The sequence below is a fragment of the Pseudomonas sp. A-R-19 genome (genome assembly GCF_019956575.1).
In the GTDB taxonomy this organism is placed as follows: Bacteria; Pseudomonadota; Gammaproteobacteria; order Pseudomonadales; family Pseudomonadaceae; genus Aquipseudomonas.
The window spans coordinates 137,900-163,881 of sequence record NZ_JAHBDR010000049.1 but is presented as its reverse complement, the minus strand read 5'-3'; the positions used below and the strand labels follow the sequence as shown (position 1 = coordinate 163,881).

Here is a 25,982-nt window from a genome sequence, read left to right as displayed (position 1 = left end):
TGAGCGTTGCCGGCAAAGCCGGCAACGGCTCGGACATCCTTGTCCAGCTTAGTCTCAGTCGATGCGCTTGGCCGACTTGATGAAGACCGGGTCGGCCGGCACGTCCTTCATGCCGCCACGAGTGGTAGTCGGCGAATTGACGATGATATCGACCACGTCCATGCCTTTGACCACTTTGCCGAACACCGCGTAGCCGTCACCCTGGTCGAGGAAGTCGTTGTCCTTGACGTTGATGAAGAACTGGCTGGTGGCCGAGTCAGGCACCGAGGTACGGGCCATGGACAAGGTGCCACGCACGTTGACCAGACCGTTGTTGTGCTCGTTCTTGATCGGTGCGTTGGTGTCTTTTTGCTGCATGGCCTGGGTGAATCCGCCGCCCTGGACCATGAAACCCGGGATCACCCGGTGGAAAATCGTGTTGTTGTAGAAGCCTTTGTCGACGTATTCAAGAAAGTTCTTGGTACTGATCGGCGCCTTGACCGGGTCCAGTTCGATTTCGATCTGGCCGTTGGTGGTGTCCAGCAGCACATGCGGGGCCTTTTCCGGCGTCGCGGCCATCAGGTTGGCGGCAAACAGGACGGAGCCTGCGGCGAGGGCGATTTTTTTCAGCATGGGTCAGTGATCCTGAGTGGTGGTGTCGACTGCGGTCAGAAACTCTAGCAGTGTTTGGTTGAAGTGTTCAGGCTGGTCCAGCGGCGTGGCATGGCGTGAATCGGCGATCACTACCAGCCGCGCATCGGGCAGCAGTTTTACGTAGTTTTCCTTCAGCGCCACCGGTGTGTAGTCACGGTCGGCGCTGACGATGAGGGTTGGACAGGTAACCTTCGAAAGTCGTTCCTGGACCCCCCAGCCTACAATGGCATTGAAGCTGGCGAGATAAGCATGTTTGTCGTTTTTTGCCCAGCGATCGGTCATTTTTTGTCGCAAGTCGGCCTGCTCGGGTTTTGGAAACAATTTGCCACCCAAGGCTTTGCCGATGGTGCGCAGGCTGAGTGCGTGCATCAGGCTCCAGCGCTTGAACCACTGCCAGTAATCGTCGCGGCTGCGCAGTTTGACCTCGGGCGCGCTATTGACGATGCACAGGCTCTTGAGCAGTTGCGGCTGATCAACGCCCAGTTGAAAGCCGATCATGCCGCCCATGGACAGGCCGACATAGTGTGCCGGGCCGAGATTGAGGTGCTCGATCAGTGCAATCAGGTCAGCGCTGAATCCGGCAATGCTGTAGCGCTCCCGGGGCTTGTCCGAACGGCCGTGGCCGCGGACATCCGGGACGATCACCCGATAGCGGGTGGCCAGGGCCGGGATCTGTTTTTCCCAGTCCAGCGTACTGGAACCGAGACCGTGGACCAGCAGCAGCGGCGTGCCGTGGCCATATTCCTCATAGTGCAGGTTACAACCTTCGTGTTCGAAATAGGCCATGCATACACTCCGTGTCAGGCTTGTTCGGGGGCGGCGAACGGTGCGTCCAGTGGTGCGGTGTCGAACGTTCGCAGCAGTTCGATGAGAATCTGCGTGGCCGGCCCGAGCGGTTTGTCCTTGTTCGAATACAGGTAAAAGCTCGGGTTGCGGCTACCGCCCTGGTCCAACGGTAGCAGCTTGAGCGTACCTTCCTTGAGTTCCCGTTCGATCAGGTGCCGAGGCAGCCACGCAAATCCCAGGCCGCTGCTGACAAAGGTTGCGGCGGTGGCCAGGCTGCCGACGGTCCAGCGCTGTTCCGCACCGAGCCAGCCGACGTCCCGTGGTTGCTGGCGCCCCGAGTCGCGGATCACCACTTGCATCTGGCTTTCCAGGTCCTGGAAGCTCAGTTCGCGGTTGAGGCGGTGCAGGGGATGCTCTGGATGGGCGACCGCGACGAACTCGACGTCGCTCAATTCCGCGCCCAGGTAACCGGGAATACTGAACCCGGTGATGGCCAGGTCGGCCACGCCTTCGAGCAGGACTTCCTCTACTCCCGAGAGTACTTCCTCGCGCAGGCGCACCCGGCAGCCACGGCTTTGCGGCATGAACGCGGTCAAGGCGCGCACGAGGCGGGCGCTTGGGTAAGCGGCATCGACCACCAGGCGCACTTCGGCTTCCCAGCCCTGTTCCATGTGATGGGCCAGGTCTTCGAGTTGACTGGCCTGTTTGACCAGTTGCCGGGAACGGCGCAACAGCACGCCGCCGGCTTCGGTCAGCACGGCTTTGCGTCCGTCGATGCGCAGTAATGGCACACCGAGTTGATCCTGCATGCGTGCCACGGTGTAGCTGACCGACGATTGCGAGCGATGCAGCGCCTCGGCGGCCTGGGCGAAACCACCGTGATCGACCACCGCTTGCAGCGTTCGCCATTGATCAAGGGTCACGCGGGGCGCTTTCATGTTGAGCTCCTCTTGTCCTAAGCTGGCAGCCCTTACTGGAGGCTGCTGAATGAAAAAAATCTGTTGTGTGCTGCTGGCGCTGCTGCCGCTGACGGCTTTTGCTTATCCGATTGATGTGCAGAAGAACCTCAACGGAATGAAGATCGACTACGAAACCTTCGACACCGATAGCGATATCGGCTCCATCAGGGTCGCCAACTACGGCGACGTCGATGCGAGCTGCAAGGCGGTTTTCAGCAATGGCCCGGAAGCACCCCGCACCCGCAAGATCGATGTGCCGGCCGGAAAACACAAAAACGCCACCGCCAAATTCAGCCGCAACATCATCAAATTGCGCATCGAGCTGACCTGCACCCCGAAATAACCTCGATCCCCTGTGGGAGCGGGCTTGTGGTGAGGGGGCTTGCCTCCCGTTGGGCTGCGAAGCAGCCCCAAAACCTCTGGTGCACCGAAGATCTTGTGAGTGCTGCGCACTCAAACGGGGGCAAGCCCCCTCGCCACAGGTCCCGCTCCCACAGGGGCATGGTTTGCTTATAAACGAATTTATTGATGGGTTATAGCAGTTATTTGCGCTTTTTCATCGATATGACTCTGTTTAACCTTCACTCCATCGACTTACAGCATTCTCAGATGGAGGCTACATCCCATGTCCCGCGTTCTGATCATCGAAAGCAGTGCCCGCCAGCAAGACTCGGTTTCCCGTCAACTGACCCAGACGTTTATCAGTCAGTGGAAAGCCGCTCACCCGAATGACCAGATCACCGTTCGGGACCTGGCTGTCAAACCGGTGCCGCACCTGGACATCAACCTGCTGGGTGGCTGGATGAAACCCGCCGAGCAGCGCAGCGACATCGAACAGGCGTCGCTGGAACGCTCCAACCAGTTGACCGACGAATTGCTCGCCGCCGATGTACTGGTCATGGCCGCGCCGATGTACAACTTTGCGATCCCCAGCACCCTGAAAGCCTGGCTCGACCATGTGCTGCGTGCCGGCGTCACCTTCAAGTACACCGAAACCGGTCCGCAAGGCCTGCTCAGCGGCAAGCGCGCCTATGTGCTGACGGCCCGCGGCGGCATCTATGCCGGCAGCACCGCCGATCACCAGGAACCGTACCTGCGTCAGGTCATGGGCTTCATCGGTATCCACGACGTGACGTTCATCCACGCCGAAGGCATGAACCTGGGCGGTGATTTCCAGGAGAAAGGCCTGAACCAGGCGAACGCCAAGCTTTCGCAAGTGGCCTGAGCCGTTAATCGCCAGATAATCGCTGGATGGTCTAGTGACCTGGCGCACACCCTTCAAGCCTGTACGCGCATCGAACCTCCCTTCGCACTTGTTGCTCCTGAGTGCTCTGGCCCGATTGAACGCTTTAGCGAGATCGGGCTTTTTTTTGCCTGCGATTCTGCCATCACCCAAGAACCCTGTGGGAGCGGGCTTGCTCGCGAAAGCGGTATGTCATCCAACATTTATGTCGACTGACACTCCCTCTTCGCGAGCAAGCCCGCTCCCACAGGTTATAGCGCCCTTTCCGACAGCTTTCAGGGATCGCGGTACAAGGCAAAACCCGCTATCGTCGCCGCCATTCGAAATGAGGCGAGCATGGGCTATCTACTTTTTGTCACGCTGATCCAGGCGTTTTCCTTCAGTTTGATCGGCGAATACCTGGCCGGTCACGTCGACAGTTATTTCGCGGTGCTGGTGCGTGTGGTGTTGGCCGGGCTGGTGTTCATTCCACTGACCCGCTGGCGCTCGGTGGAACCGGTGTTCATGCGCGGCATGCTGCTGATCGGCGCGTTGCAGTTCGGCGTGACTTACGTCTGCCTGTACCTGAGCTTCCGCGTACTGACGGTGCCGGAAGTGCTGCTATTCACCATCCTCACGCCGTTGCACGTGACCCTGATCGAAGACGCGCTCAATCGTCGCTTCAATCCCTGGGCCCTGGTGGCGGCGCTGGTGGCGGTGGCGGGCGCTGCGGTGATTCGTTTTGACCGGATCAACCCGGACTTCTTCATGGGTTTCCTGTTGCTACAACTGGCCAACTTCACCTTCGCCGCCGGGCAGGTGCTCTATAAACACCTGGTCGCCCGCCACCCGAGCGACCTGCCGCATTTCCGACGTTTCGGCTACTTCTACCTCGGCGCCCTGGCCGTGGTATTGCCGGCGTTCCTGCTGTTCGGCAAACAGAACTTCCTGCCCGAAGCACCGCTGCAATGGGGCGTATTGCTATTCCTCGGCCTGGTCTCGACCGCATTGGGGCTCTACTGGTGGAACAAAGGTGCGTGCATGGTCAGCGGCGGGACCCTGGCGGCGATGAATAACCTGCATGTGCCGGTGGGGTTGCTGATCAATTTGCTGATCTGGAACCAGCATGAGGAACTGGGGCGCTTGTTGCTCGGCGGTTCGGTGATTTTGCTGGCAGTGTGGATCAGTCGGTTGGGCATCAGTCCCGTCACGAGATCTGTGTAGGAGCTGGCGCAGACTGCGATCTTTTGATTTTAAAAGTCAAAAGATCGCAGCTACAGCGGATGGCCTGACAAGCAGATGCTCTGCCTGTGGGGTTGCTTGGCTGGTATTGGCTAGCAGCGAGCGTTGGCGTATTGGTGCGCAATAATCAGATGACATCTATGTGACCATCATCTGTCTGGTTTTTTGGTGTTTAAATGACTTGTAATGCTGATGTGTTTCTCTTGAGACGTTTATGCTTAACACTTTTTATGCTTGTTTTTTTACCGCCTTTGGTGTTGGCTGATGAGGCGAATACAAAACATTGGAGGGATCTAACTGTCAATGACCTTTCTGTCATCCGGCAACTGATAATTACTTCTCATCCAGGCGCTATAGAGAGTGATAATGAGTCTTTTATAGAGTGGGTTGAGCGGGGTTATTTGCAAGCCAGTCAGTTGTCCAAACGCGTCAGCTCAAGGAAAGACTCGCAAGCCGTGCTTAATTTTTACATTGCGGGCTTCAAGGATGGACACGTAGGGATGAATCAACCTGATAAAGGCAAATCTTCCTGGGCAGGTTTCATTTTGGATATGCGAGGTCAGAGTTTCATTGTAAAACAGGTCGCTAAAAGTTGGCCTATACCATTGCCGCCGATTGATTCCAAGGTTCTGTCGTGTGATAGCAAGTCAGTCCGCGAGATACTAGAGAGCGAAATATCCCCTTATATTGATCGTAGGCTTAATCTGAAGTCGACCTGGTTGCATTTGGCTAAGCAGTTAACTGTCGATGATGCCAACTATCCTGTGCTGGCGAGAGTCTTGTCAAAAAGCTGTTTGGTTGAACTCCCAAATGGAGCAAGACAAAGCTTTACTTTATTATGGCAAGAAGATCGCGGGCAATTGGAAGCTTTCCTGCGCCAGCCTCAACCGGTCCAGGCTCTCCACGATTTGGGGGACGGTCGATATTGGATACATGTATCAGACTTCATGCCATCAGCAGCCGAGAATGCGGCCCTCGATGTAATGCTCGAGTCCATCAAGAGTATCAATGACGCCAAGTGGGTTGTGCTTGATACACGAGGCAATCGCGGTGGTAACAGTTTAGTGGGGGCTGAAATACTTTCTGCTCTGTTAGGCTCGAAATTGGTAAAAAGCCTGGATGTGCCATCTCGTGCGTATGCGATGTGGCGAGTTTCTCCTTTTGCACTCTCAACGCTCAATAAAGCTGTCGCTACCATGGAAGGCGACTATGGGAGAAATAGTGAGGCTTATAAATTTGTTTTTAGTTTGACCAGGTCGATGGAACTCGCACTTCACGAAAAGAAAGACTGGTTGCGTCAGCCCAATACTTCCTCGGTCGAGCAAGAGGGCTCGAGAGGAGTCAATGCCCAAGGTTTTAAAGGTAAGCTTGCGCTGGTTACTGATTCATTTTGCGCGAGTGCCTGTCTCGACTTTGCGGACGTCGTTCTTGCTGTTCCAGGGGTTGTCCATTTGGGTTTACCAACGAGCGCCGATACGCTTTATATTGATATAGGCGCTCAAACACTGCCGAGTGGCGCCGAGTTCTGGTTGCCGTTAAAGGTATGGAGAGGCCGAACGCGAGGAAATAATAAAAGTTATGATCCGCAATTTGTTTTTAATGGCGATATAAATGATACAGCGGCAGTTCAAAAGTGGGTTCTTGATCAGTTGTGATCAGATCAACGCCATTCCCCGTGCACAAGCGATTGCGTGATCTCCGAAAATCACTTCGGCGCCAGTTGCCCCACCAGAAACTCGATAAACACGCGAGTCTTCTGCGGCACCCGCCGTGCTGATGAATACACCGCGTTGATGGTGATCGCCGGGGCCTGCCATTCGCACAGCACCGGCACCAGTCGCCCGGCCGCCAGCGCATCCTCGACGATGAAGTCGGGCAGCAAGGCGATACCCATGCCGGCTTCGGCGGCCTGGGCGAGCAGGTCGCCGTTGTTGGCGTGCAGTGGGCCGGTGACGTTCACTCGCTGGGTTTCCTGGCCATTGCACAGTTGCAGGCTGACACCGCTCTGCAGATACCCGTAGTTCAGGCATTGATGGGCGCGCAGATCCTGCGGCGTCTGCGGAACACCCGCGCGTTCGAGATAGGCAGGGGACGCCACCATGATGCGCGGCGCGGGTGCCAGTTGCCGGGCGACCATGGTCGAGTCCGGCAGGCTGGCGATGCGAATGGTCACGTCAAAGCCGCCCCGCACCGGGTCGACCTGCTGGTCGCTGAGCACCAGTTGCAACTCGATGTTCGGGTGCTGCTCGTAAAACAGCGGAATCAACGGTCCCAGGCGCCGTAGCCCGAACGACATCGGCGCATTGACCCGCAACACCCCGCGCAACTCGCCGATGCCGTCTCGGGCGCGTTGTTCGGCCTCATCGAGGGTTGCCAACACTTCACGCGCCGCCTCGAAATACTCGGCCCCGGCTTCAGTCAGGTGCAGGCTGCGGGTGGTGCGTTGCAGCAATTGCACGCCGATGGCGTCTTCCAGCGCCTGAATCTGTTTGCTGACTTTCGAGCGCGGCACGTCCATGGCCCGGGCAGCCGCCGCAAAGCCGTTTTCGCCGACCGTGACGACGAAGGCGCGCATGCATTCAATGCGGTCCATGATTGTCCCTTTTATAGAATCAATGATTCTCGATTTTAGGTAATTGTCCCTTTTATCGCTAGCCCCTAAAGTGACATCCAAGCCGACAACAACGCCGCTGAAGGCATCGTCGACTAACCCCTGACCCATTCGAAGTATCGACATCAAAAGGAACGCGCCATGTCTATTCGTGAACTGCTCAACCCAACCAACTCCGCCCTGATCCTGATCGACCACCAGCCGCAAATGGCTTTCGGCGTGCAGTCGATCGATCGCCAGACCCTGAAAAACAACACCGTGGGCTTGGCCAAGGCTGCCAAGATCTTCAACGTGCCGACCATCTACACCTCGGTCGAAAGCGAAAGTTTCAGCGGCTACATCTGGCCTGAGTTGCTGGCAGTACACCCGGAGCAAAAGCCGATCGAGCGCACCTCGATGAACTCCTGGGAAGACAAGGCGCTGGTCGATGCCGTCAAAGCCACCGGCCGCAAAAAGCTGGTCATTGCCGCACTGTGGACCGAGGTCTGCCTGACGTTCCCGGCGCTGGAAGCCCTGGCCGAGGGCTACGAGGTGTACATCGTCACCGACGCTTCCGGCGGCACCAGCAAGGAAGCCCACGACATGTCGGTACAACGGATGATTCAGGCCGGTGCGGTGCCGGTGACCTGGCAACAAGTGCTGCTCGAATACCAGCGCGACTGGGCGCACAAGGACACTTACGAGGCGGTGATGGAGCTAGTGCTGGAACACAGTGGCGCGTACGGCATGGGCGTGGATTACGCCTACACCATGGTGCACAAGGCCCCGCAGCGGCAGGTCAAGTAACCCGCAAATTCTGAAAACGATGTAATCCTTGTGGGAGCGGGCTTGCTCGCGAAAGCGGAGTGTCAGTCGACATCAATGTTGAAGGACCCACCGCATTCGCGAGCAAGCCCGCTCCCACATTTGTTTGGGGGGGTTACATCATGCGTTTTTCTGCCACTTCGGGAATATGGCTCGCGCCCAGTACCGCCGGCAATATCCCCGCACGCAAATCCGTACCACTCGGCTGCTGATAAAGACTCAACCCAAACTCCGGCAGCACCGCCAGCAGGTAGTCGAAAATATCCCCCTGGATCCGCTCGTAATCGGCCCACGCCGTGGTGCGGGTAAAACAGTAGATCTCCAGAGGAATGCCCTGGGCCGTGGTCTGCATCTGGCGAACCATGCAGGTCATGTTCGGCTGGATACCCGGATGACTCTTCAGGTAGGCCAGCGCATAGGCGCGGAACGTGCCGATATTGGTCATCCGGCGGCGGTTGGCCGACATGGCCGCGACGTTGCCCTGGGCTTCGTTCCAGGCCTTGAGTTCGGCCTGTTTGCGGCTCATGTAGTCGGTAAGCAGGTGCACCTGGGACAGCTTCTGTTCTTCTTCGTCTCGCAGAAAGCGTACGCCGCTGGCGTCGATGAACAGGCTGCGCTTGATCCGGCGACCACCGGAAGCCTGCATGCCGCGCCAGTTCTTGAACGACTCGGACATCAGGCGCCAGGTCGGGATCGAGACGATGGTCTTGTCAAAGTTCTGCACCTTGACCGTGTGCAAGGTGATGTCCACCACATCGCCGTCGGCGCCCACCTGGGGCATCTCGATCCAGTCGCCGACCCGCAGCATGTCGTTGCTGGTCAATTGCACGCTGGCGACGAACGACAGCAGCGTGTCTTTGTAGACCAACAGGATGACCGCCGACATGGCACCCAGCCCCGACAGCAGCAACAGCGGCGAGCGGTCAATCAGGGTGGCGACGATGATGATCGCGCCAAACACGTACAAGACCATTTTCGCCAGTTGCACATAGCCTTTGATCGAGCGGGTGCGGGCGTGCTCGGTGCGGGCGTAGATGTCCAGCAGGGCGTTGAGCAGGGCGCTGACCGCCAGCAGCAGAAACAGGAAGGTGAAGGACAGCGCGACGTTGCCGAGGAAGTTCAGGCTGGTTTTGCTCAGGTCCGGTACCAGATTGAGACCAAACTGGATCACCAGCGACGGCGTGATCTGCGCCAGGCGGTGGAACACTTTGTTCTGCAGGAAATCATTGACCCAGTGCAAGGCCGGTTGGCGGCCGAGCATTTTGGTTGCATGCAATATGAGGTAACGCGCCACCCGTCCGAGGAACAGCGCAATCGCCAACAGCAGCAACAGCGACAGGCTGGAGTGCACGAGCGGATGCTGATCGAGGGCACCCCAAAGATCGAGGACGTTGGTCCAGAGCTGTTTGATATCCATGGTTAAAAACGATTCTTCTGTAGGGCGCGAGAGGCGATTAGAGCATTTAAGACGCTTTGTATTGCGTTTATGGAAAAAACAGGCAACAAAAAACCAACTGTTTACCGCCATTTGCATAAAGAAACTCGGCCTGAGCGCTCGAAACCGTTACCCTATGCAGCTGTTTTTTTGCATTTCTTCGAGGTAGCACCCGTGTTTTCCCAATTCGCCCTGCACGAACGCCTGCTCAAAGCCGTGGCCGAGCTGAAATTTGTCGAGCCAACGCCTGTGCAAGCCGCGGCCATCCCGCTGGCGCTCCAGGGGCGTGACCTGCGGGTGACGGCGCAAACCGGTAGCGGCAAAACCGCTGCATTCGTCTTGCCAATCCTTAACCGTCTGATCGGCCCGGCGAAAATCCGCGTCAGCATCAAGACCCTGATCCTGCTGCCGACCCGCGAGCTGGCTCAGCAGACCATCAAGGAAGTCGAGCGCTTCGCGCAGTTCACGTTCATCAAGTCCGGTCTGATCACCGGCGGTGAAGACTTCAAGGTCCAGGCTGCCATGCTGCGCAAGGTGCCGGACATCCTGATCGGTACGCCGGGCCGGATGATCGAGCAGTTGAACGCCGGCAACCTCGACCTCAAGGAAGTCGAAGTACTGGTGCTCGACGAAGCCGACCGCATGCTCGACATGGGCTTTGCCGAAGACGTGCAGCGCCTGGTGGACGAGTGCACCAACCGTCAGCAGACCATGCTGTTCTCCGCCACCACCGGCGGTTCTGGCCTGCGCGAGATGATCGCCAAGGTCCTGAACAACCCTGAGCATTTGCAGCTCAACGCGGTCAGCCAGCTGAACGACACTACCCGCCAGCAAATCATCACCGCTGACCACAACCAGCACAAAGAGCAGATCGTCAACTGGCTGCTGGCCAACGAGACCTACCAGAAGGCCATCGTCTTCACCAACACCCGGGCCATGGCCGACCGTATCTACGGTCGCCTGGTGGCGCAGGAATACAAGGCGTTCGTGCTGCACGGCGAGAAAGACCAGAAGGATCGCAAACTGGCGATCGACCGCCTGAAGCAGGGCGGCGTGAAAATCCTCGTGGCCACCGACGTCGCCGCTCGCGGCCTGGATGTCGACGGCCTGGACCTGGTGATCAACTTCGATATGCCACGCAGCGGCGACGAATACGTGCACCGCATCGGTCGTACCGGCCGCGCCGGCAACGATGGCCTGGCCATCTCGCTGATCTGCCACGGCGACTGGAACCTGATGTCGAGCATCGAGCGCTACCTCAAGCAGAGCTTCGAGCGCCGTACCATCAAGGAAGTCAAAGGTACTTACGGCGGACCGAAGAAGGTCAAGGCCTCGGGTAAAGCCGTCGGTGTGAAAAAGAAAAAGACCGACACCAAGGGCGACAAGAAGAAAACCGCCGCCAAGACCCCGACCAAGCGCAAGAGCGCCAACCGGCCGAAGAGCGATTCGCTGGTCAGCAAGGACGGCATGGCCCCGCTCAAGCGCCGCAAGCCGGAAGCGCCAGCGGGTGAGTAAGTCGTTGTAAAAGGCCCACGAAAAAACCGGACAGTGTCAGGTTTTTTTGTGCCTGGCGTTTATCAGCCTTCGGTTTTTTTCTCGGCCGACTGCAGCTCCTTCAAGCGCTGATCAATCAGCTGGCACTTGTCCGGCAGGTCCTTGGCGGCGGTGCCCAGATCCATCTTCTGCAATTCGTCGTTGATCTCCTTGGCCTTGGTCGGGTTCTGCTCGGTGAGCCTGGCCACTTGCTGTGCCAGTTGTTCGCGTTTGGCGGTGGCCTCTTCGGGCGTACAGGCCCAGGCGGGCAGGGCAAAGATGAGGGTGGCGGCGACAGTGAGCTTGAGTAGCGTATTCATAAGAGGCCTCTGTTCCGGTAAGGAAAGCTATCCGGTTGAGGGGTTACGGCAGATAAAAGTTCACTCGGGTGGCGGCAGGTAGAGCTGTCGAGATGATTAACCCTTGCACAAAAACAGACAGACCCCATCTTTGTGCAGGGGCAAAGTAACAATAGGTAAATGGCTGGAGTTTATTCAAGCGTCGGCTATTTTACCGCGATAAATCCTCTTTCCATCGAGATATGTTTGTTTCCGTATTTATGAAAAAACGGAATAAGTCGTGCTGAACCACTACAGATTTTCTGTAGTAAATCGATGGGGCGTTGCGCCACGGAAGCGATCTCCCACTCCGCGCCTTTCAAGAATGGAACGCCATAGTGAAAGCTTTCGATCTTTGAGAACCCGATATCGCCCAATGTCTGTTCGATCAGCTCTTTGGAGTGTAAAACGTGTTTTGACCAGTTGTCAGGGCACCAGCTTTTCCACAGATGGGCACCAACAGCTTCCATGTTGGGCATGGAGAAAAGCAAAGTGCCATTATGTTTCAACGCAGAGAATGATTTTTCAAGTATGGGTTTTGGGTCAATGAAGTGCTCCAGTACGCCCCAGTGCACGACCGTGTCATATTGCTGGTCAGAAACCCAGTTACAGATATCGCCATGGATGAAATTTCCTGAGCATTGATGGACCTCAAACAACTCCTTGACGACCTTCAGGCCCTCATCCGAGAAATCGAGTGCCGTAACGTCTGCGCCCAACCATTTGTTCATGGCCAGGAGGCGTTTGTTTTCGCCTCCACCACCCATCTCCAGGACGCGAGTTCCCTCGATCGACCCAAGTCTGCCATGTATCAGTTTGGTGAAAAGACCATTTTTGCCGTAATAAAAGTCTGAATGACTCAGGAGCGAAAGCGAGGATTGCGCAGGTGACCACACACCATCCCAATAGCTTTCATCCGTGACACTATTGTTTCTCTGTTGTTGCGACACATATTCACCAAGTGGTTAATTAAATTCTGATGATTAGAATTTTTACTGGCGCGGAAAGTATCACTTTATTTCCTGAGTCGGTTGTATCTGTAACATACGGCTATACAAATATAAAGCAATTATTCCAGTATTTTTTTCGGAGTAATCCTACATCTAATACTCTCTAACCAGGGTAGTCGCCATATTCCAGGCCGCTGTATCAGATGTATACATATATAGCAGCAGTCGCCTGGAGTTGCCTTGGCTGGTCCTGTGATTTTGGCGACTTGGCGACTTCCGGGCAGATTGAGCCTCTTCGCGGGCAGCCTGGATTTTTGAACGGCTCAGATCCATTTTTAGCAAACGTGCCCGCGAAGTCAGCGACTCGGTCTCAAGGCTGGCCTCCATGGCAGCAGTTGGACTTGGCCTGTTCCTCATAACGATCGTGATGCCGCACCCACTCCATGATTTCGTCTTCGTTGCGGCCCTTGGGCGTCAGGTCGAGGTAGTTGTAGGCGCCGACCAGCATGTCCAGGCCACGGGCATAGGTGGAGTAGGTATGGAAAATTTCTCCCGCGTCATTGCGATAAAACACACTGAGACCGGGGAGCTCTTCCTCGGAGCCGTCGGTTTTTTCGTAGTTGTACGTAGCCTTTCCGGCGGCGACGTCTTCGGCCCGGGCGGTGACGCCAAAGTCGTAGTTGAAATCGCACCCTGCTGACGACACCCAGTCGAACTTCCAGCCCATGCGCCGTTTGAAGGCCTGGAATTCGGCGAGCGGTGCGTGGGAAACCGCTACCACGGCCACGTCGTGGTGGGCCAGGTGCTGGTTGGCGCCGTCGATGTGATCGCTGAGGTACGAGCAACCGGGGCAGCCCTCGTCCCAGCCCTCGGCGAACATGAAATGGTAGATGATCAACTGGCTGCGCCCGCCAAACAGGTCCGCCAGTTTCAGTTCGCCGTTGGCCCCCTGGAAGTGGTAGTCCTTGTCGATTTTCACCCAGGGCAAGGCGCGGCGTTCGGCGCTTAGTTTGTCTCTTTCCTTGGTGAAGGCTTTCTCGCGGGCCAGGTGCTGTTTGCGGGCGGCGAGCCATTCTTCCCGCGATACGACGGGATGGTTCTCAATGTTCATGTTGTTTTCTCCTGCGTGGGGCGGGGAGGTGACTTACAGAGCCTAGTCGTTTGGCTTGCATGGATTTCGACATGCCGCCGGTCGGTCGTCAGCAAAAAGCCCGGCTGAACGGCTGCCGGGAGTGCCGGTCACAACCTGTAAGGCCCGTTCAATTGCACGGGCATCAATCAAACGGGCACCGGAGGTTGAATCAGGATGACGACTTACAACTGGGACTTGATTGAGCGCTTGTTGCATGAGGCGCAAAACAGCGCGGGCCACAGTTTCACGCCGCGGCCTTACGCCGAACAGCATGCCGCGCAGAAGGCCGCGGAAGGCGAGTCGATTGAAAACCTTGATCACCTGAAAACGCTGGCTGGCGAGTACGAGAAGTTATTGCTGCAGCGTGGCTATATCGAGCCGAGACCGGAGGACGAAGGTGGCACGGGCGCCAATTACATTTTGACGGCGCGGGGTTCGCGTTTGTTGAGCCTGATCGACAGCAGTATTCCCGGTAATGATCACCCGCGGCAGGTACTGGACGAGCAGGAGGATGCGCTGGATGAGAAGACGTTCGATCATGTGGCGTCGAAGGCGCAGATTGCCTGACGCATTGATTCACCCTGTGGGAGCGGGCTTGCTCGCGAATGCGGTGTGTCAGACAACCTCTTCATTGACTGACACGCCCTCTTCGCGAGCAAGCCCGCTCCCACATTGGTTCTGCGTTGTCCTTAGCCTTGTTTTGCCGCTTTCAGGCACTTCAAGTCACTGAAGTCCTTCCTTACACCTTCGATTTTCTTCAGCAATCGTTCGCGCTGGTTCGGCGTGCTTTCAGCCATCAGGTCCACGAACAGTGAACGCGCCTGGGCTTCGGTGTTGGCGAAGGCTTGACGATAGGCAGGCGTCCACAAGCTTTCGCGATTGACCAGAAGTGTCTCGATTCGTTGTGGGAATTGTGGACTTTGGCGTTGCGCAACGGCTGCGCTGAACTGCTTCTGCCAATGGGCACGGTTGGCAATCCACTGGGTGTTCTGATCGCCCAAGGCGCCGGACCATGTGGTTACCCGTTGTCGTTGGGTGGTGCTCAGGGGGCCGAGCCAGTCGTTCAGGCGCTTTTCCATGCGATCGCCACGCTCCTTGACCTGCTGGTCGAGGGAGGGCTTGAGGTATACCTCCTGGCGTTTGCGCTGGTCCTTGGCAAAGGCTTCATTCATATCGGCGACTTGTTTGTCATCCAGCCCTTGCAGCAATTCGATGGCTGAAGGGGTGATTTCCCGCGCGGTCTCGGCGATCGCCTGTTCCGCTTCGTGGGCGCGGGCCTGCAAGGCGGCATCGCTGACCTGATTGGTGGCGATCATGGTTTGCAGACGGTCCAGCCACTCGAGGTAGCCGGGCAATTGGGTGGTGCAGTGCCAACTCAGGTGTTCCTTCAGGCGCTCGTCCAGCCAGCTTTTTTGCTCGCCGTTCATGTCCAGGTAGTCGCTGAGTGTCCACGGGATGATCACGTCGAGGTTGCGATAAGCCAGGCCCATGCGGCTGCACGCGCCGAGGGCGAGGGCGAGGGAAACGCTCAGCACAATGACGATATGTTTGAACCAGCGGGACATGGGCGAATCCTTGCGAAAACCAGTCTTCGGGGTCTGATTTACATGTGAACCCAGGAGGAGCCCGGCAGTTCAGCCGATCAATAAAACGCGTGTTCGGCCTTGAGCGTCACCAGTCCGTCGCATTGGCTGTTGTGCCCGGCATAGGCCGAGCAACCGCTGCCGCTCAGGCTGGAGTCACTGTAGATCAGGTCGAGGTCGATGCCCATGAACGGACGGGACAATTTCAGCGACCAATCGGTAAAACTGCCTACATATCCGCCATCCACCGCCACCGGTGTGTTGAATTGATGGCTGGTGTATTTCAGGCTGATGCCGACACCGAACGGTTGATTGCCGCTCAAATCGGCGAACAGGGTGTTGTTCTGTTTGTCCGGGTCATTGCTGAAGGCGATGCCGAAACGGCTGCCGAGCAAGGTCAGGCCGCCGAACAGTTCCTGGCTGTCGGGGGTCGTCACTTCGGGGTAGCTGTAGCGGATCAGGCCCACTTCGTAGCCGAGGCTTTGGTCGAAAGGCTGTTTAAAACCCATGTAGGAATCGATTTCGAGGTTTTTCCCCGGGCTGATACCCATGCTGGGCGACCATTGGCCCACGTAGAAACCGCTGTCGTGGCTCAGGTCCAGGCCACCGTGGAACGAGCCGACAGCTGACGGTTTGACCAGGCCTTGGGCCATGCTGCGGGTGGGGGTGGTGCCGAGCTTGAGGTCGAAGTCCCCCAGCTCGCGCTGGAAGATCTGGGCGTGTGCTACAGAGCAGGCCAACAGGCTGCCGAGCAAGGCCGATAAGCAGGAAGGTTTGAACATGCGTCACTCCATGAACAGCGAGGGCAGGCTGGCAGGCCCGCTGGAACGCTTGATCCAGACGCGTGCAAGGATACCGGCGAATGATTGGCAGCGAAGGCCGTTCGTCGATTTTCACAGGATTTGAAAGAGTAGCGGGAAGATACGAGGGTTCCAGTCCAAGCGCTTCGAAGCTCAAAGCGCTTTGGGACCAGGTGACGCGAGGGGGTTACTTTTTGCCCAGGGTGATCTGCTTGGACGGGCCGAACGTCTGGCCGCTGACGCCTTTGGCAATTTGCTGGATTTCACCGCCGGACTTGAGGAACGCTGCGATCTGGCTGTTGATAGATTCGCTGGTTTCGACGGCTGGAGCTGGCTTTGCTTTGCTGGTGGATGCTTTTACGCGCATGGCGGCCATTAACCTGTAGAAAATTAACTTGGCCAGGCATCGTACAGGAATTACCTGATAATTGCTTGGCAAATATCCCCTCGGCATATTCTTGAGGGTGGGGTAATCAGGCATATGCCAATATTCGAAATAGGCGTCTAAGCCGCTGTTTTAACTAAGAACATTGCCTGGAAAAATACCGCGTTACGCTTGCCTGGGCATGGCGTAAATGCCAGGATCGGTCTGACGAGCGGCCAGACGGGCGTTGAAAACCCCGGAAAAGTAAGGCCTTCAGAGGATTTTCGCGCGCCACCGGGCCGGGTGCCGAACGCGGCGCTTAAAACCGGGTAGAATGCCGCCCACGCAATGAGGGTATTGGACATGGCTTTAGTCGGGCGTTACAACAGTTTGCAAGTGGTTAAACACACTAACTTCGGTTTATATCTGGACGGTGGCGCGGATGGCGAAATCCTTCTGCCTAATCGTTATATTCCAAAAGATATTCCTAGCGAAGATGAAGACTGGCTCAACGTTTTTATTTATCTGGACAGCGATGACAAACTCATCGCAACTACCGAAAAACCGAAAGTTCAAGTCGGTGAATTCGCCAGTTTGAAAGTTGTTGAAGTCAACAGCATCGGCGTATTCCTGGACTGGGGTTTGCCGAAAGACCTGTTGCTGCCGTTCTCCGAAGAGAAGCGCCAGATGACGGCGGGCGAGTATGTGGTGGTGCACGTCTATCTCGACAAACACACCCGTCGCATCACGGCGACCGCGCGTCTGGATCGCTATCTGGACAAGACCCCGGCCAACTACACCGCGGGCCAGGAAGTGGATTTGCTGGTGGCCGAAGCCACGGACATGGGCTTCAAGGCCATCATCAACAACAAGCATTGGGGCCTGATCCACAAGAACGAAATCTTCAAGTTCATGCGCGCCGGTAAAGAGGAGAAGGGCTTCATCAAGGAAGTTCGCGCCGACGGCAAGATCAGCCTGAGCCTGCAACCGGTTGGTCAGGAAGCGGCCACCAGCCTGAACTCGAAGATCCTCGCCAAGTTGCGTGAAAACAACGGCAGCCTGGCGGTGAGCGACAAGAGCGATCCGGCGCTGATCAGCAGCCTGTTTGGTGTCAGCAAGGGCAACTTCAAGAAGGCTATCGGTGCGTTGTACAAGAATGGCCAGATTGTCATTCATGCCGATCGCATCGAACTTAGTTGATGCCCAGGCCGTACAGGGGGCCAGGATGGCGCTAGCAGAGAAGTAGAGGTCTCTGGCGGGCGGCATTTTCTGGCCTTCTGGTTAATAATCGACAACAGGATTTTTCGCCCCGGCGTTTTCTTTTCAACGAGAAGGCCGGGGCTTTGCTTTTACTGCCGAGTCTTTTGCCATGGATTGTGTCTTCGAGGTGTTCCGGTGAGCGCCACCCGGCGCAGTGCCGACGGGTTTGCCCTGCAAGTGATGATCGGGTTGTGCCTGGTCTGGGGTGTGCAGCAGGTGATGATCAAGTGGGCAGCCGCCGATATCGCGCCGGTGATGCAGGCGGCCGGACGTTCCGGTATGTCGGCGTTGCTGGTCGGGCTGCTGATCTGCTGGAAGGGTGGCTGGAATCAGGTGGGGACGACCTGGCGCGGCGGTCTGCTGGCCGGTGCCTTGTTCGGCCTGGAGTTCTTCTTCATTTCCGAAGGCCTGCAACTGACTACGGCGGCGCACATGTCGGTGTTCCTCTACACCGCGCCGATCTTCACCGCACTGGGTGTGCACTGGTTGTTGCCCAGTGAGCGTTTGCGACCCTTGCAATGGCTGGGCATTGCCCTGGCTTTTGTCGGGATTGCCATCGCGTTTGCCGGTGGGGTGTCCTGGGACAATCTTGATTACCGCATGTTGCTGGGCGATGCCCTGGGGGTGCTGGCGGGCGCAGCTTGGGGCGCGACCACGGTGGTGGTGCGCGCCTCGCGCCTGTCGGAAGCGCCGGTAACCCTGACGTTGTTCTATCAGTTGATTGTCGGTTTCTTCGGTTTATTGTTGATCGCGCTGCTCAGCGGCCAGATCAGCCATGTCAGCCTGACCACCGTGGCGGTGACCAGTGTGCTGTTTCAGGGTGTGGTCGTGTCGTTTTTCAGTTACCTGATCTGGTTCTGGCTGCTGCGCCGTTACCTGGCGGCCAACCTCGCGGTGTTTTCGTTCATGACGCCGTTGTTCGGCGTCACGTTCGGTGTGGTGCTGCTCGGCGAGGAACTGAGCCTGAACTTCGTCATCGGCGCAGTGCTGGTGTTGGCGGGCATCACTTTTGTCAGCGCCGAGCAGTGGTTGCGCCGTCGTTTGCGCAAAGCCCTCGGGCAGCACTGACCGGCGCGAACAACAGGGCGCCGGCGATCAGCAAGCCGCAGCCAGCGACCACCAGTGCCGGCTGCAGACCGCCACTGAAATGACTGCTCAACGCCGCCAGCAATGGCCCGCTGAGCTGGCCCACGGCGAAGCAGGCCGTCAGCAGTCCGGCATTGCGCTGGGTGGCGTGGGGCGCGAGTTCCCGGGAACGCTGCATCACCAGTTGCATGCAGGCCAGGAACGGCGTCCCGCACAGGACCACACCCAACGCCAGGCCCGGCCCATTGCCCAGCAGGCAGGCGAATACACCAGCGGCTTGCAGCCATAAGGTCGCCATCAGCCAGTGATGCGTAGCGCCGGGTTTTTGCCGACGCAGACTCACCAGCACCACGCCGATTGCCGCCGCCAGGCCAAAGCACGGCCAGAACAGGTCAGCCTGCCATTGGCCATGGAACTGCGCGTTGGCCATTTGCGACAGAAAGGTCGCCGGGATGATGTAGCCCAAACCGTACAAGGCATAGATCCAGCCCAGGCGACCGATGCCTTGGGCGCCCGACGCACTGGCGCTGGGCGCGGCGGTCGCGGTTGCGCCCGGTTGTGGCAGGAATGGCAGAATCGCCAACAGCATCGCCAGCGCCACGGCGGCGTATACCAGCCACAAGATAGCGGAAGTCTGGCCCAGCAGATTCGAGCCCAGGGCCAACAAACCGGTCAGAAAAATCCCCAAACCCGGTCCGGCGAAGACCAGGGCGCCAAGCCGGGGGCGCCCGGCCGCTGCCGCGAGCGGTTGGCTCAATGCGGTGATCATCACCAGCACCCAGGCGCTGGCCACCCCGGTACCGAAGCGCAGCAGCAGGTGCGACCAGAAGCCATTGGCCCAGAACGACGCCAGGGTCAGCAGCACGCAGAGCCACAACCCACCCAGCAGGCGCCGACGCACCTGCGCGGGCCGCCGGGAAAACATGGCGTCCACCGCACCGATGAAATAGCCGAGGTAGTTGGCGGCGGCAATCAGCCCGGCGGCGGTCAGGTCGATCTGGCCTTCGCTGAGCAGGTGTGGCAGTTGCGGTGTCAGGGCAAAGCGACCGATACCCATGGCCATCATCAGGGCAACGAAACTGGCGGATAAGCGAATCAGGGGAGACATGGTCTGGATTCCGTCTGGAGGATCAATGACCGTCAGGCTAGGACTGATTGACTTTCTTTAAAAATGAATAATAGTGAGTAACTTGTTCTTTTTTGGAGAATGTCGTGGAGTTCAGCCAATTGCGCATCTTCCAGGCGGTGGCGGAAGAAGGGTCCATAACCCGTGCTGCCGAACGGCTGCATCGAGTGCCATCGAACCTGTCGACCCGGCTCAAGCAGCTGGAAGAACAACTGGGTGTCGAACTTTTCCTGCGAGAGCGTCAGCGCTTGCAGCTATCACCTGCGGGAAAAGTCTTGCTGGACTACACCGCCAAGCTGTTTGCCTTGCACGACGAAGCCAGCGCCGCGGTGCAGGGCGGGCAACCGGCGGGCGACTTCGTGCTTGGCACCATGTACAGCACGGCGGCGATTCACCTTCCGGGGCTTTTGGCGCGCTATCACCGCTTGTATCCGGCGGTGAACCTGCAGGTGCAGTCCGCCCCCAGTGGTGAATTGCTCGAAGGCCTGCTCACCGGTCGACTCGATGCGGCACTGGTGGATGGTCCTCTGGAGCTGGCCGGGCTAGACGGTGTGCCCTTGTGTGAAGAGCGCCTGGTGCTGATCAGCGAAGCCGATCATCCGCCGGTGCGCAGCGCGCTGGATGTGCAAGGGCGCGCGGTGTTCACCTTTCGCCAGGGCTGTTCTTACCGCATGCGCCTGGAGGCCTGGTTCGCCCATGACCACGCGGCCATGGGCCGGGCGATGGAGATCGAGTCCTACCCGGGAATGCTGGCGTGTGTGATTGCCGGTTCCGGTGTAGCGTTGATGTCGGAGTCGATGCTCGCCAGCCTGCCGGGTCGTGAGAGTGTGGCGGTGCATCCGTTGGCCGAACCGTTTGCCAGCGCTACCACCTGGCTGATGTGGCGCAAGGGCATGGTCGGGGCCAACCTGAATGCCTGGATCGAGCAGCAACAGGTGGTTTTTCCGCTGGCACCGGTACAGACGCAGGAGATTGCCTGAACAAAGGCTGATTGTGATGGATTCAGTAACAGATCGTTGCCACTTTGCGCGAGCATTGCGTATGACTTCGGACTATTATCAGTGCGAAGGGGCTACAGAATTTTGGCCGCTCGGCACTACCCTGAAGGGGGCACCATGAAAGAGAAAATCCAAAACTGGCTGCATGACCTGGGCGTGGCTCTCGGTTTGATCGAACCGCCTCTGCAACCCGTGCCTATTCGTACTGACGACGAACAGCGTCGGCGTCAGCAGCGACGCCGGTAACAAAAGCTGCAAGCGGCTGGTGCGCAGGGCTTTTTGTGGCGAGGGGGCTTGCCCCCGTTCGGCTGCGAAGCAGTCGTAAAGTCAGTCAATGCGGTCTTTCTGATGTATCCCAATTGAATGTTCTGGGGCTGCTGCGCAGCCCAGCGGGGGCAAGCCCCCTCGCCACAGAACAGCGCGCTCGCCACTCACCGCCTCAATACCGCCCGATCTCCAGCAAAAAACGGCTCAAATCATTCGCCGTCCTGACGGTCTTGAGCATCCGGTCTTCCTCCACGGTGAGCGCCGTTACACCCAGTTCATCTTCCAGATGGAAGATCAGCTCTTCGATATCTTTTTTATCCAATCCCAACTGCGCCAGGCTGGCGTTGTCGTCGAAGTCATCCTTGCCTTCCAGCAGGCGGCTGATGTAGCGATGTACCACAGCACGAAGGGCAGCTTCTTTCATGATCGTTCTTCGAGGAGGTGCGTGTAGGTCTCCCTGCCGGTGCAGGTCCTGCCGTTGAGTACAGCAGGCTTTAGCCGTGTGAGCGCTGCCATTCGTCAATCATGCTGCGCAAATGCTCCCCGGAAAAACTGCCGAAATGTCCGCCATGCACCGTACGGATCGGCAGCGCATGCAAGCGTTGCAGGCTGTGGGCGTAGTCATCGAGGTTGGAATGGTAGGCGTCTTCGATCAGTGGGCCGTCGTAGATGATATCGCCGCTGAACAAGGTCTCGGTGGCGGCTTCGTACAGGCAGATGCCGCCCGGCGAGTGTCCCGGTGTGTGCACCACCTGCAACACCCGATTGCCCAGGTCCAGCACATCCCCATCTTCGACAAACCCCGTGGCCGGTGCGGCCTTGACCCGGTACTCGGCGTAGCACAGCGGGCAATCGGGGTGCGCCTCGAACATGTCGTCGCCGACGAAGGCTTTGCTCAGGTTGTTGTCGCCATCCGGTGACGCGAGAATGTCCGCTTCGGCCGGATGCACGAGGCGCTCATTGAACTCGTGATGACCGGCGATGTGATCGAAATGACAGTGGCTGGCGACGGCCACCAGCGGACGTTCGGTGATCCACGGCAGTTGCTCGCGCAGACTGACCAGGCCCGAGCCACTGTCCAGCAGCAGGTCCTTGTCACGGCCCTGGATGTGCCAGAGATTGCAGCGGTAGAAAGGGCGGATGTACGGCTCGTGGATCAGGCGGATGCCGTCGCTGAGATGTTTTACCTCGAACCACTGATCGCGGCTGACGATCTTCATAAGCAGTTTCCTTCAGGCGAAAAAAAACGGGTGTGGCAACCGACGCCACACCCGTCGAAGAAAGCATCAAGTCGTTATGTCAAAGCTTAGGCAGCGCTGGCCACAGTCGTTGGACGAGGGGACAGCAGGCTGACCAGTACGAAGCTCACCAGGCCCACACCGAGGCTGTAGTAGATCGGGGTGTTGGCGTCCAGGCCATCCTTGAACATGAACAGCAGCGCGGTGGCGAAGCCCATGCCCATGCTGGCGATGGCGCCGGCGGTGGTGGCGCGTTTCCAGAAGATGGCGCCCATCAGCGGGATCAGCATGCCGCCCACCAACAGGTTGTAGGCCAGGGTCAGGGCGCTGATCACGTCGTTGACTACCAGTGCGATGCCGAGCACCACGATGCCGGTCAACAGGGTGAACAGGCGGTTCATGCCCAGGCTCGACTGTTTACCGCCGCGCAGTTTCGGCAGCAGGTCTTCGGTCAGGGTGGTGGCAGCGGCCAGCAGTCCGGCGCTGGCGGTGGACATCATGGCGGCCAGTGCGGCAGCGATCACCAGGCCACGGATACCGTCCGGCAGGGACAGTTTGACGATGGCGGCGAAGGCGTTGTTGACGTTGTCCAGATCCGGGATCAGTACGTGTGCAGCCATGCCGATCAGGGCGCAGGCCAGGCCGTAGAGGATGCAGTAGATACCGGCAGCGGTACCGGCAACCTGAGCTACTTTGGCGGTCTTGACGGTGAACACCCGTTGCCAGATGTCCTGACCGATCAGGATGCCGAAGAAGTAGATCATGAAGTAGGTGATGATGGTGTCCCAGCCGATGGTCGTGAAGCTGAAGTTCGACGCCGGCAGTTTCAACACCAACTCATCCCAGCCGCCAACGCGGTACAGGCAGATCGGCAACAGGATGAACATCAGGCCAACGGTCTTGATGACGAACTGGACGATGTCGGTCAGGGTCAGCGACCACATGCCGCCGATGGCCGAGTAAATCACCACGACGCCGCCACCGAGCAGCACCGAGATCCAGAACGGCAGGCCGAACAGCACTTGCAGAACGGTGCCGATCGCCAGGATCGAAGTCACGCCGATCATCAGCGCGTAGGCCAGCATGATCACCGCGCTCGCGGAGCGGGCCATCGGGTTGTAGCGTTTTTCCAGCACCTGGGTAACGGTGTAGATCTTCAGTTTCAGCAGCGGTTTGGCGAGGAACAGGTTCAGCGCGACGATCCCGCAACCGAGGGCCGCGCACAGCCAGAAACCGGAGATGCCATGCACGTAGCCCAGACGCACGGTGCCCACGGTGGATGCGCCGCCCAGAACGGTGGCAGCCATGGTGCCCATGTACAGGCTTGGGCCGAGGTTACGACCGGCGACCAAAAAGTCTTCGTTGGTCTTGGCCTTGCGCATGCCGTAGTAGCCGAGTATCAGCATCGCGGCGGCGTAGATGAGTACGACGAATAAATCCAAAGCCATTATGGCGTGTCTCCGATTGTCTTTTTTATGTGAGGCTGAAAATCAATTCCTGTGGGAGCGTGGCTTGCCCGCGAAGGGAGCGCCGCGGTCCACTAGGCAGACCGCGTTATCGTTCATCGCGGGCAAGCCACGCTCCCACAGGTAATGTGTTGACCACAGGTAATGCGTTTAATCAGGCAACTTGACGCATCGCCGGTTTTGCGAGCGAATCCGTGCTCTTGCTGCGAGGGTCGTTCGGGCCGAACACTTCGCGCGGTTCCGGGAACAGGCTCAGCAGCGCCAGGTACACCAGCGAGGCCAGGCCCAGGGTCACCGGCAGGCTGATGTCGATACCACCGGCCATTTCGCCCAGTGGACCGACAAACTGACCCGGCAGGTTGACGAAGCACAGGCCGACGGCCGCACTCGGGATCCAGGCGCCCAGGCCACGCCAGTTCCAGCCGTGGGTGAACCAGTAGCGGCCACCTTTCTCGCCACGGGTGAACACTTGCAGGTCATCCGGGCAGTAGAAGCCGCGACGCACCAGCAGGCCGATGATCATGATCACCATCCATGGGGTGGTGCAGGTGATGATCAGCACGGCGAAGGTCGACACGCTCTGCACCAGGTTGGCCGCAAAGCGCCCGATGAAGATGAAGGCAATCGACATCACACCGATCAGCAGCGTCGCCTTGACCCGCGACAGCACCCGAGGGAACACGCTGGACATGTCCAGGCCGGTGCCGTAGAGCGAGGTAGTGCCAGTGGACATGCCACCGATCACGGCGATCAGGCACACCGGCAGGAAGAACCAGCTCGGCGATACCGCCAGCAGGCCGCCGACATAGTTGTTGGCCGCGATGTAGTCCGGCGCCTTGACCGCTACGATGGTGGCGGTGACGAGGCCGAACAGGAACGGGATGAACGTTGCGATCTGCGAAGTCACCACCGCCGCCATGATGCGGCGCTTGGAGGTGTCACGCGGAATGTAGCGCGACCAGTCGCCGAGGAACGCACCGAAAGAAATCGGGTTGCTCATCGCCACCAGTGCAGCACCGATGAAGGCTGCCCAGAAACCGGGCTGGCCCATGTTGACGGTACCGGCGTAGTTCGCATCGAAAGGACCGGCGAAGGCGAAGATGCCCAGCAGGAACAACAGGCTGGCGCTCCACACCGCGATCTTGTTGACCCACAGCAGGAAGCGGAAGCCATAGATGCACACGGTCAGTACCAGGATCGCGAACAGACCGTAGGCCAGGCCCAGGGTCAGGTCGGTTTCCGGCAGGCCGATCAGGCGTTTGGCGCCACCGATCAGCGCATCCCCTGAACTCCACACCGAGAGCGAGAAGAAGGCGATGGCGGTCAACAGCGACAGGAACGAACCGACGATCCGCCCGTGCACGCCGAAGTGCGCACCGGAAGACACGGCGTTGTTGGTGCCGTTGATCGGGCCGAACAGGCCCATTGGCGCGAGGATCAGCGAACCCAGCAATACGCCCAGCACAATCGCCCAGACGCCCGCCTGGAAAGACAGGCCGAACAGTACCGGGAAACTGCCGAGGACGGCGGTTGCAAAGGTGTTGGAACCACCGAAGATCATCCGGAACAAGTCCGTCGGGCCTGCGGTGCGTTCGTTGTCCGGGATCTGTTCGACCCCGTGGGTTTCAATTTGCGTAAGGCTTTGGTCGTTGTTGTTGTTATTCATGATCAGCTCCGATCATAAAGGCGCGCTCATCGTGCGTGAGCGTCACCTGTGTTGGCTAAGGGGTTGGCAGCCCTTCCGGCATCGCGGACAAATGTTCGTGGCAGGCCAGCCATAGGCCTTGTTGTTCTTGGCCAGACGCTTGTTTCTTGAAAACAATCGTCTCGCGCTCCTGGCTAAAGTGCTGCTCCCCTTGCATGCGCAGCTCGGTGGCCACGTCATGGATGAAAATCGCCACGTCACCCTGCAGGCTGACGAAAGCGTTGCTCGAGGTGCACGAGAGCACCTCGAAGCCATCCTCGGCGCGCCAGCTGTCCCACATCGCCTGATAGGCGTCGCGCGACAGCAGGGGCTGTTCGAGGGTGTAGAAGACGAAGCTGGCTTCAAAGCTGAACGCGCCGAAGTAGGCTTCGCGATCGTTACGGGCAAAAGCGGACACCAGGTCGGCGGCGGCTTTCAGAACCTGATCGCGTTCATTCATGACCA

28 protein-coding genes are annotated in these 25,982 nt (G+C 58.3%); 11 read left to right on the top strand and 17 right to left on the bottom strand.

The genetic code is table 11. The annotated features are described in order from the left end of the window. Positions 1–54 precede the first annotated feature (54 nt). The 3 genes from KGA88_RS12595 to KGA88_RS12585 are packed head-to-tail and all read right to left on the bottom strand — an operon-like array spanning position 55 to position 2,357. Complete coding sequence (locus KGA88_RS12595; RefSeq protein ID WP_223591374.1) at positions 55–612, bottom strand: peptidylprolyl isomerase; 558 nt, start codon at positions 610–612, stop codon at positions 55–57. Positions 613–615: 3 nt separating this feature from the next. After that, positions 616–1,419 carry an alpha/beta fold hydrolase gene (locus KGA88_RS12590; protein WP_110660040.1) on the bottom strand — a complete coding sequence of 268 codons (804 nt, stop codon included), beginning with the start codon at positions 1,417–1,419 and terminating at the stop codon, positions 616–618. Between the two features lie 14 nt (positions 1,420–1,433). Further along, positions 1,434–2,357 carry a LysR family transcriptional regulator gene (locus KGA88_RS12585; protein WP_007972479.1) on the bottom strand — a complete coding sequence of 308 codons (924 nt, stop codon included), beginning with the start codon at positions 2,355–2,357 and terminating at the stop codon, positions 1,434–1,436. Positions 2,358–2,406: 49 nt separating this feature from the next. Between KGA88_RS12585 and KGA88_RS12580 the strand changes: the two genes are divergently transcribed. The 4 genes from KGA88_RS12580 to KGA88_RS12565 all read left to right on the top strand — a co-directional run bounded on the left by KGA88_RS12580 (position 2,407) and on the right by KGA88_RS12565 (position 6,497). Then, positions 2,407–2,721 (top strand): 3-phosphoglycerate kinase, encoded by a 315-nt coding sequence (locus KGA88_RS12580; RefSeq protein ID WP_223591372.1) that lies wholly within the window; start codon positions 2,407–2,409, stop codon positions 2,719–2,721. A 282-nt stretch (positions 2,722–3,003) separates the two neighbouring features. Beyond that, positions 3,004–3,603, top strand: coding sequence for an FMN-dependent NADH-azoreductase (locus tag KGA88_RS12575; protein ID WP_046043697.1), 600 nt, complete (start codon positions 3,004–3,006; stop codon positions 3,601–3,603). Between the two features lie 354 nt (positions 3,604–3,957). After that, positions 3,958–4,824, top strand: a complete 867-nt coding sequence (locus tag KGA88_RS12570) for a carboxylate/amino acid/amine transporter (protein ID WP_223591370.1) — start codon at positions 3,958–3,960, stop codon at positions 4,822–4,824. 194 nt (positions 4,825–5,018) lie between these two features. Next, complete coding sequence (locus tag KGA88_RS12565) at positions 5,019–6,497, top strand: S41 family peptidase (RefSeq protein ID WP_223591368.1); 1,479 nt, start codon at positions 5,019–5,021, stop codon at positions 6,495–6,497. Between the two features lie 50 nt (positions 6,498–6,547). On the opposite strand, the gene KGA88_RS12560 is transcribed toward KGA88_RS12565, so the two are convergent. After that, entirely contained in the window at positions 6,548–7,435 is an 888-nt protein-coding gene (locus tag KGA88_RS12560; protein ID WP_110660319.1) for a LysR family transcriptional regulator, read from the bottom strand. A gap of 159 nt (positions 7,436–7,594) precedes the next feature. Here KGA88_RS12560 and KGA88_RS12555 point away from each other — a divergent pair, with 159 nt between their 5' ends. After that, positions 7,595–8,239 (top strand): hydrolase, encoded by a 645-nt coding sequence (locus tag KGA88_RS12555; protein ID WP_223591366.1) that lies wholly within the window; start codon positions 7,595–7,597, stop codon positions 8,237–8,239. A 133-nt stretch (positions 8,240–8,372) separates the two neighbouring features. On the opposite strand, the gene KGA88_RS12545 is transcribed toward KGA88_RS12555, so the two are convergent. Next, positions 8,373–9,674, bottom strand: coding sequence for a mechanosensitive ion channel family protein (locus KGA88_RS12545; RefSeq protein WP_223591356.1), 1,302 nt, complete (start codon positions 9,672–9,674; stop codon positions 8,373–8,375). A 192-nt stretch (positions 9,675–9,866) separates the two neighbouring features. On the opposite strand from KGA88_RS12545, the gene KGA88_RS12540 reads away from it, so the two are divergent. Beyond that, on the top strand, positions 9,867–11,207 hold the full coding sequence (locus KGA88_RS12540; RefSeq protein WP_223591353.1) for a DEAD/DEAH box helicase: 1,341 nt from the start codon (positions 9,867–9,869) through the stop codon (positions 11,205–11,207). A gap of 62 nt (positions 11,208–11,269) precedes the next feature. Here KGA88_RS12540 and KGA88_RS12535 read toward each other — a convergent pair whose 3' ends face one another. From KGA88_RS12535 to KGA88_RS12525, 3 genes are all read right to left on the bottom strand, one after another. Continuing rightward, on the bottom strand, positions 11,270–11,545 hold the full coding sequence (locus tag KGA88_RS12535; protein WP_110660316.1) for a hypothetical protein: 276 nt from the start codon (positions 11,543–11,545) through the stop codon (positions 11,270–11,272). A gap of 185 nt (positions 11,546–11,730) precedes the next feature. Further along, complete coding sequence (locus KGA88_RS12530) at positions 11,731–12,513, bottom strand: class I SAM-dependent methyltransferase (protein ID WP_223591343.1); 783 nt, start codon at positions 12,511–12,513, stop codon at positions 11,731–11,733. 370 nt (positions 12,514–12,883) lie between these two features. Continuing rightward, the gene (locus tag KGA88_RS12525) at positions 12,884–13,624 is read right to left on the bottom strand and encodes a DUF899 domain-containing protein (RefSeq protein ID WP_223591341.1); all 741 of its coding nucleotides are present in this window, start codon (positions 13,622–13,624) and stop codon (positions 12,884–12,886) included. Positions 13,625–13,819: 195 nt separating this feature from the next. Between KGA88_RS12525 and KGA88_RS12520 the strand changes: the two genes are divergently transcribed. Next, positions 13,820–14,212 carry a transcriptional regulator gene (locus tag KGA88_RS12520; RefSeq protein WP_110663267.1) on the top strand — a complete coding sequence of 131 codons (393 nt, stop codon included), beginning with the start codon at positions 13,820–13,822 and terminating at the stop codon, positions 14,210–14,212. Between the two features lie 122 nt (positions 14,213–14,334). Here KGA88_RS12520 and KGA88_RS12515 read toward each other — a convergent pair whose 3' ends face one another. The 3 genes from KGA88_RS12515 to KGA88_RS12505 all read right to left on the bottom strand — a co-directional run bounded on the left by KGA88_RS12515 (position 14,335) and on the right by KGA88_RS12505 (position 16,404). Further along, a complete protein-coding gene (locus KGA88_RS12515) occupies positions 14,335–15,210 on the bottom strand; it encodes a DUF6279 family lipoprotein (protein WP_223591339.1) in 876 nt (291 codons plus the stop codon). Positions 15,211–15,287: 77 nt separating this feature from the next. Continuing rightward, positions 15,288–16,010: a TorF family putative porin gene (locus tag KGA88_RS12510; protein ID WP_110661255.1), complete on the bottom strand. Its 723-nt coding sequence runs from the start codon at positions 16,008–16,010 to the stop codon at positions 15,288–15,290. A 205-nt stretch (positions 16,011–16,215) separates the two neighbouring features. Then, positions 16,216–16,404 (bottom strand): hypothetical protein, encoded by a 189-nt coding sequence (locus tag KGA88_RS12505; protein WP_015096330.1) that lies wholly within the window; start codon positions 16,402–16,404, stop codon positions 16,216–16,218. Positions 16,405–16,755: 351 nt separating this feature from the next. Between KGA88_RS12505 and KGA88_RS12500 the strand changes: the two genes are divergently transcribed. Both KGA88_RS12500 and KGA88_RS12495 read left to right on the top strand, forming a co-directional pair. Then, positions 16,756–17,592, top strand: coding sequence for a S1 RNA-binding domain-containing protein (locus KGA88_RS12500; protein WP_095944601.1), 837 nt, complete (start codon positions 16,756–16,758; stop codon positions 17,590–17,592). A 195-nt stretch (positions 17,593–17,787) separates the two neighbouring features. Continuing rightward, positions 17,788–18,720: a DMT family transporter gene (locus tag KGA88_RS12495; protein WP_110661257.1), complete on the top strand. Its 933-nt coding sequence runs from the start codon at positions 17,788–17,790 to the stop codon at positions 18,718–18,720. Here the strand turns inward: KGA88_RS12495 and KGA88_RS12490 are convergent. Further along, complete coding sequence (locus KGA88_RS12490) at positions 18,665–19,846, bottom strand: MFS transporter (protein WP_223591337.1); 1,182 nt, start codon at positions 19,844–19,846, stop codon at positions 18,665–18,667. The genes KGA88_RS12495 and KGA88_RS12490 overlap by 56 nt on opposite strands. Positions 19,847–19,950: 104 nt before the next feature. On the opposite strand from KGA88_RS12490, the gene ptrR reads away from it, so the two are divergent. Both ptrR and KGA88_RS31415 read left to right on the top strand, forming a co-directional pair. After that, positions 19,951–20,844 carry a putrescine utilization regulator PtrR gene (gene ptrR / locus KGA88_RS12485; RefSeq protein ID WP_110661259.1) on the top strand — a complete coding sequence of 298 codons (894 nt, stop codon included), beginning with the start codon at positions 19,951–19,953 and terminating at the stop codon, positions 20,842–20,844. Positions 20,845–20,979: 135 nt separating this feature from the next. Then, a complete protein-coding gene (locus KGA88_RS31415; RefSeq protein WP_007914492.1) occupies positions 20,980–21,108 on the top strand; it encodes a PA1414 family protein in 129 nt (42 codons plus the stop codon). Positions 21,109–21,301: 193 nt separating this feature from the next. Here the strand turns inward: KGA88_RS31415 and KGA88_RS12480 are convergent, their stop codons facing one another. From KGA88_RS12480 to KGA88_RS12460, 5 genes are all read right to left on the bottom strand, one after another. Then, on the bottom strand, positions 21,302–21,553 hold the full coding sequence (locus tag KGA88_RS12480; RefSeq protein ID WP_110662590.1) for an acyl carrier protein: 252 nt from the start codon (positions 21,551–21,553) through the stop codon (positions 21,302–21,304). A 70-nt stretch (positions 21,554–21,623) separates the two neighbouring features. Beyond that, a complete protein-coding gene (locus KGA88_RS12475) occupies positions 21,624–22,349 on the bottom strand; it encodes an MBL fold metallo-hydrolase (RefSeq protein WP_223591334.1) in 726 nt (241 codons plus the stop codon). A gap of 86 nt (positions 22,350–22,435) precedes the next feature. Beyond that, positions 22,436–23,815, bottom strand: a complete 1,380-nt coding sequence (locus KGA88_RS12470; RefSeq protein WP_110662588.1) for a sodium:solute symporter — start codon at positions 23,813–23,815, stop codon at positions 22,436–22,438. Between the two features lie 172 nt (positions 23,816–23,987). Then, the gene (locus tag KGA88_RS12465; RefSeq protein WP_110662473.1) at positions 23,988–25,499 is read right to left on the bottom strand and encodes a purine-cytosine permease family protein; all 1,512 of its coding nucleotides are present in this window, start codon (positions 25,497–25,499) and stop codon (positions 23,988–23,990) included. Between the two features lie 55 nt (positions 25,500–25,554). Next, complete coding sequence (locus tag KGA88_RS12460; protein WP_223591332.1) at positions 25,555–25,977, bottom strand: YybH family protein; 423 nt, start codon at positions 25,975–25,977, stop codon at positions 25,555–25,557. Positions 25,978–25,982: the final 5 nt, after the last annotated feature.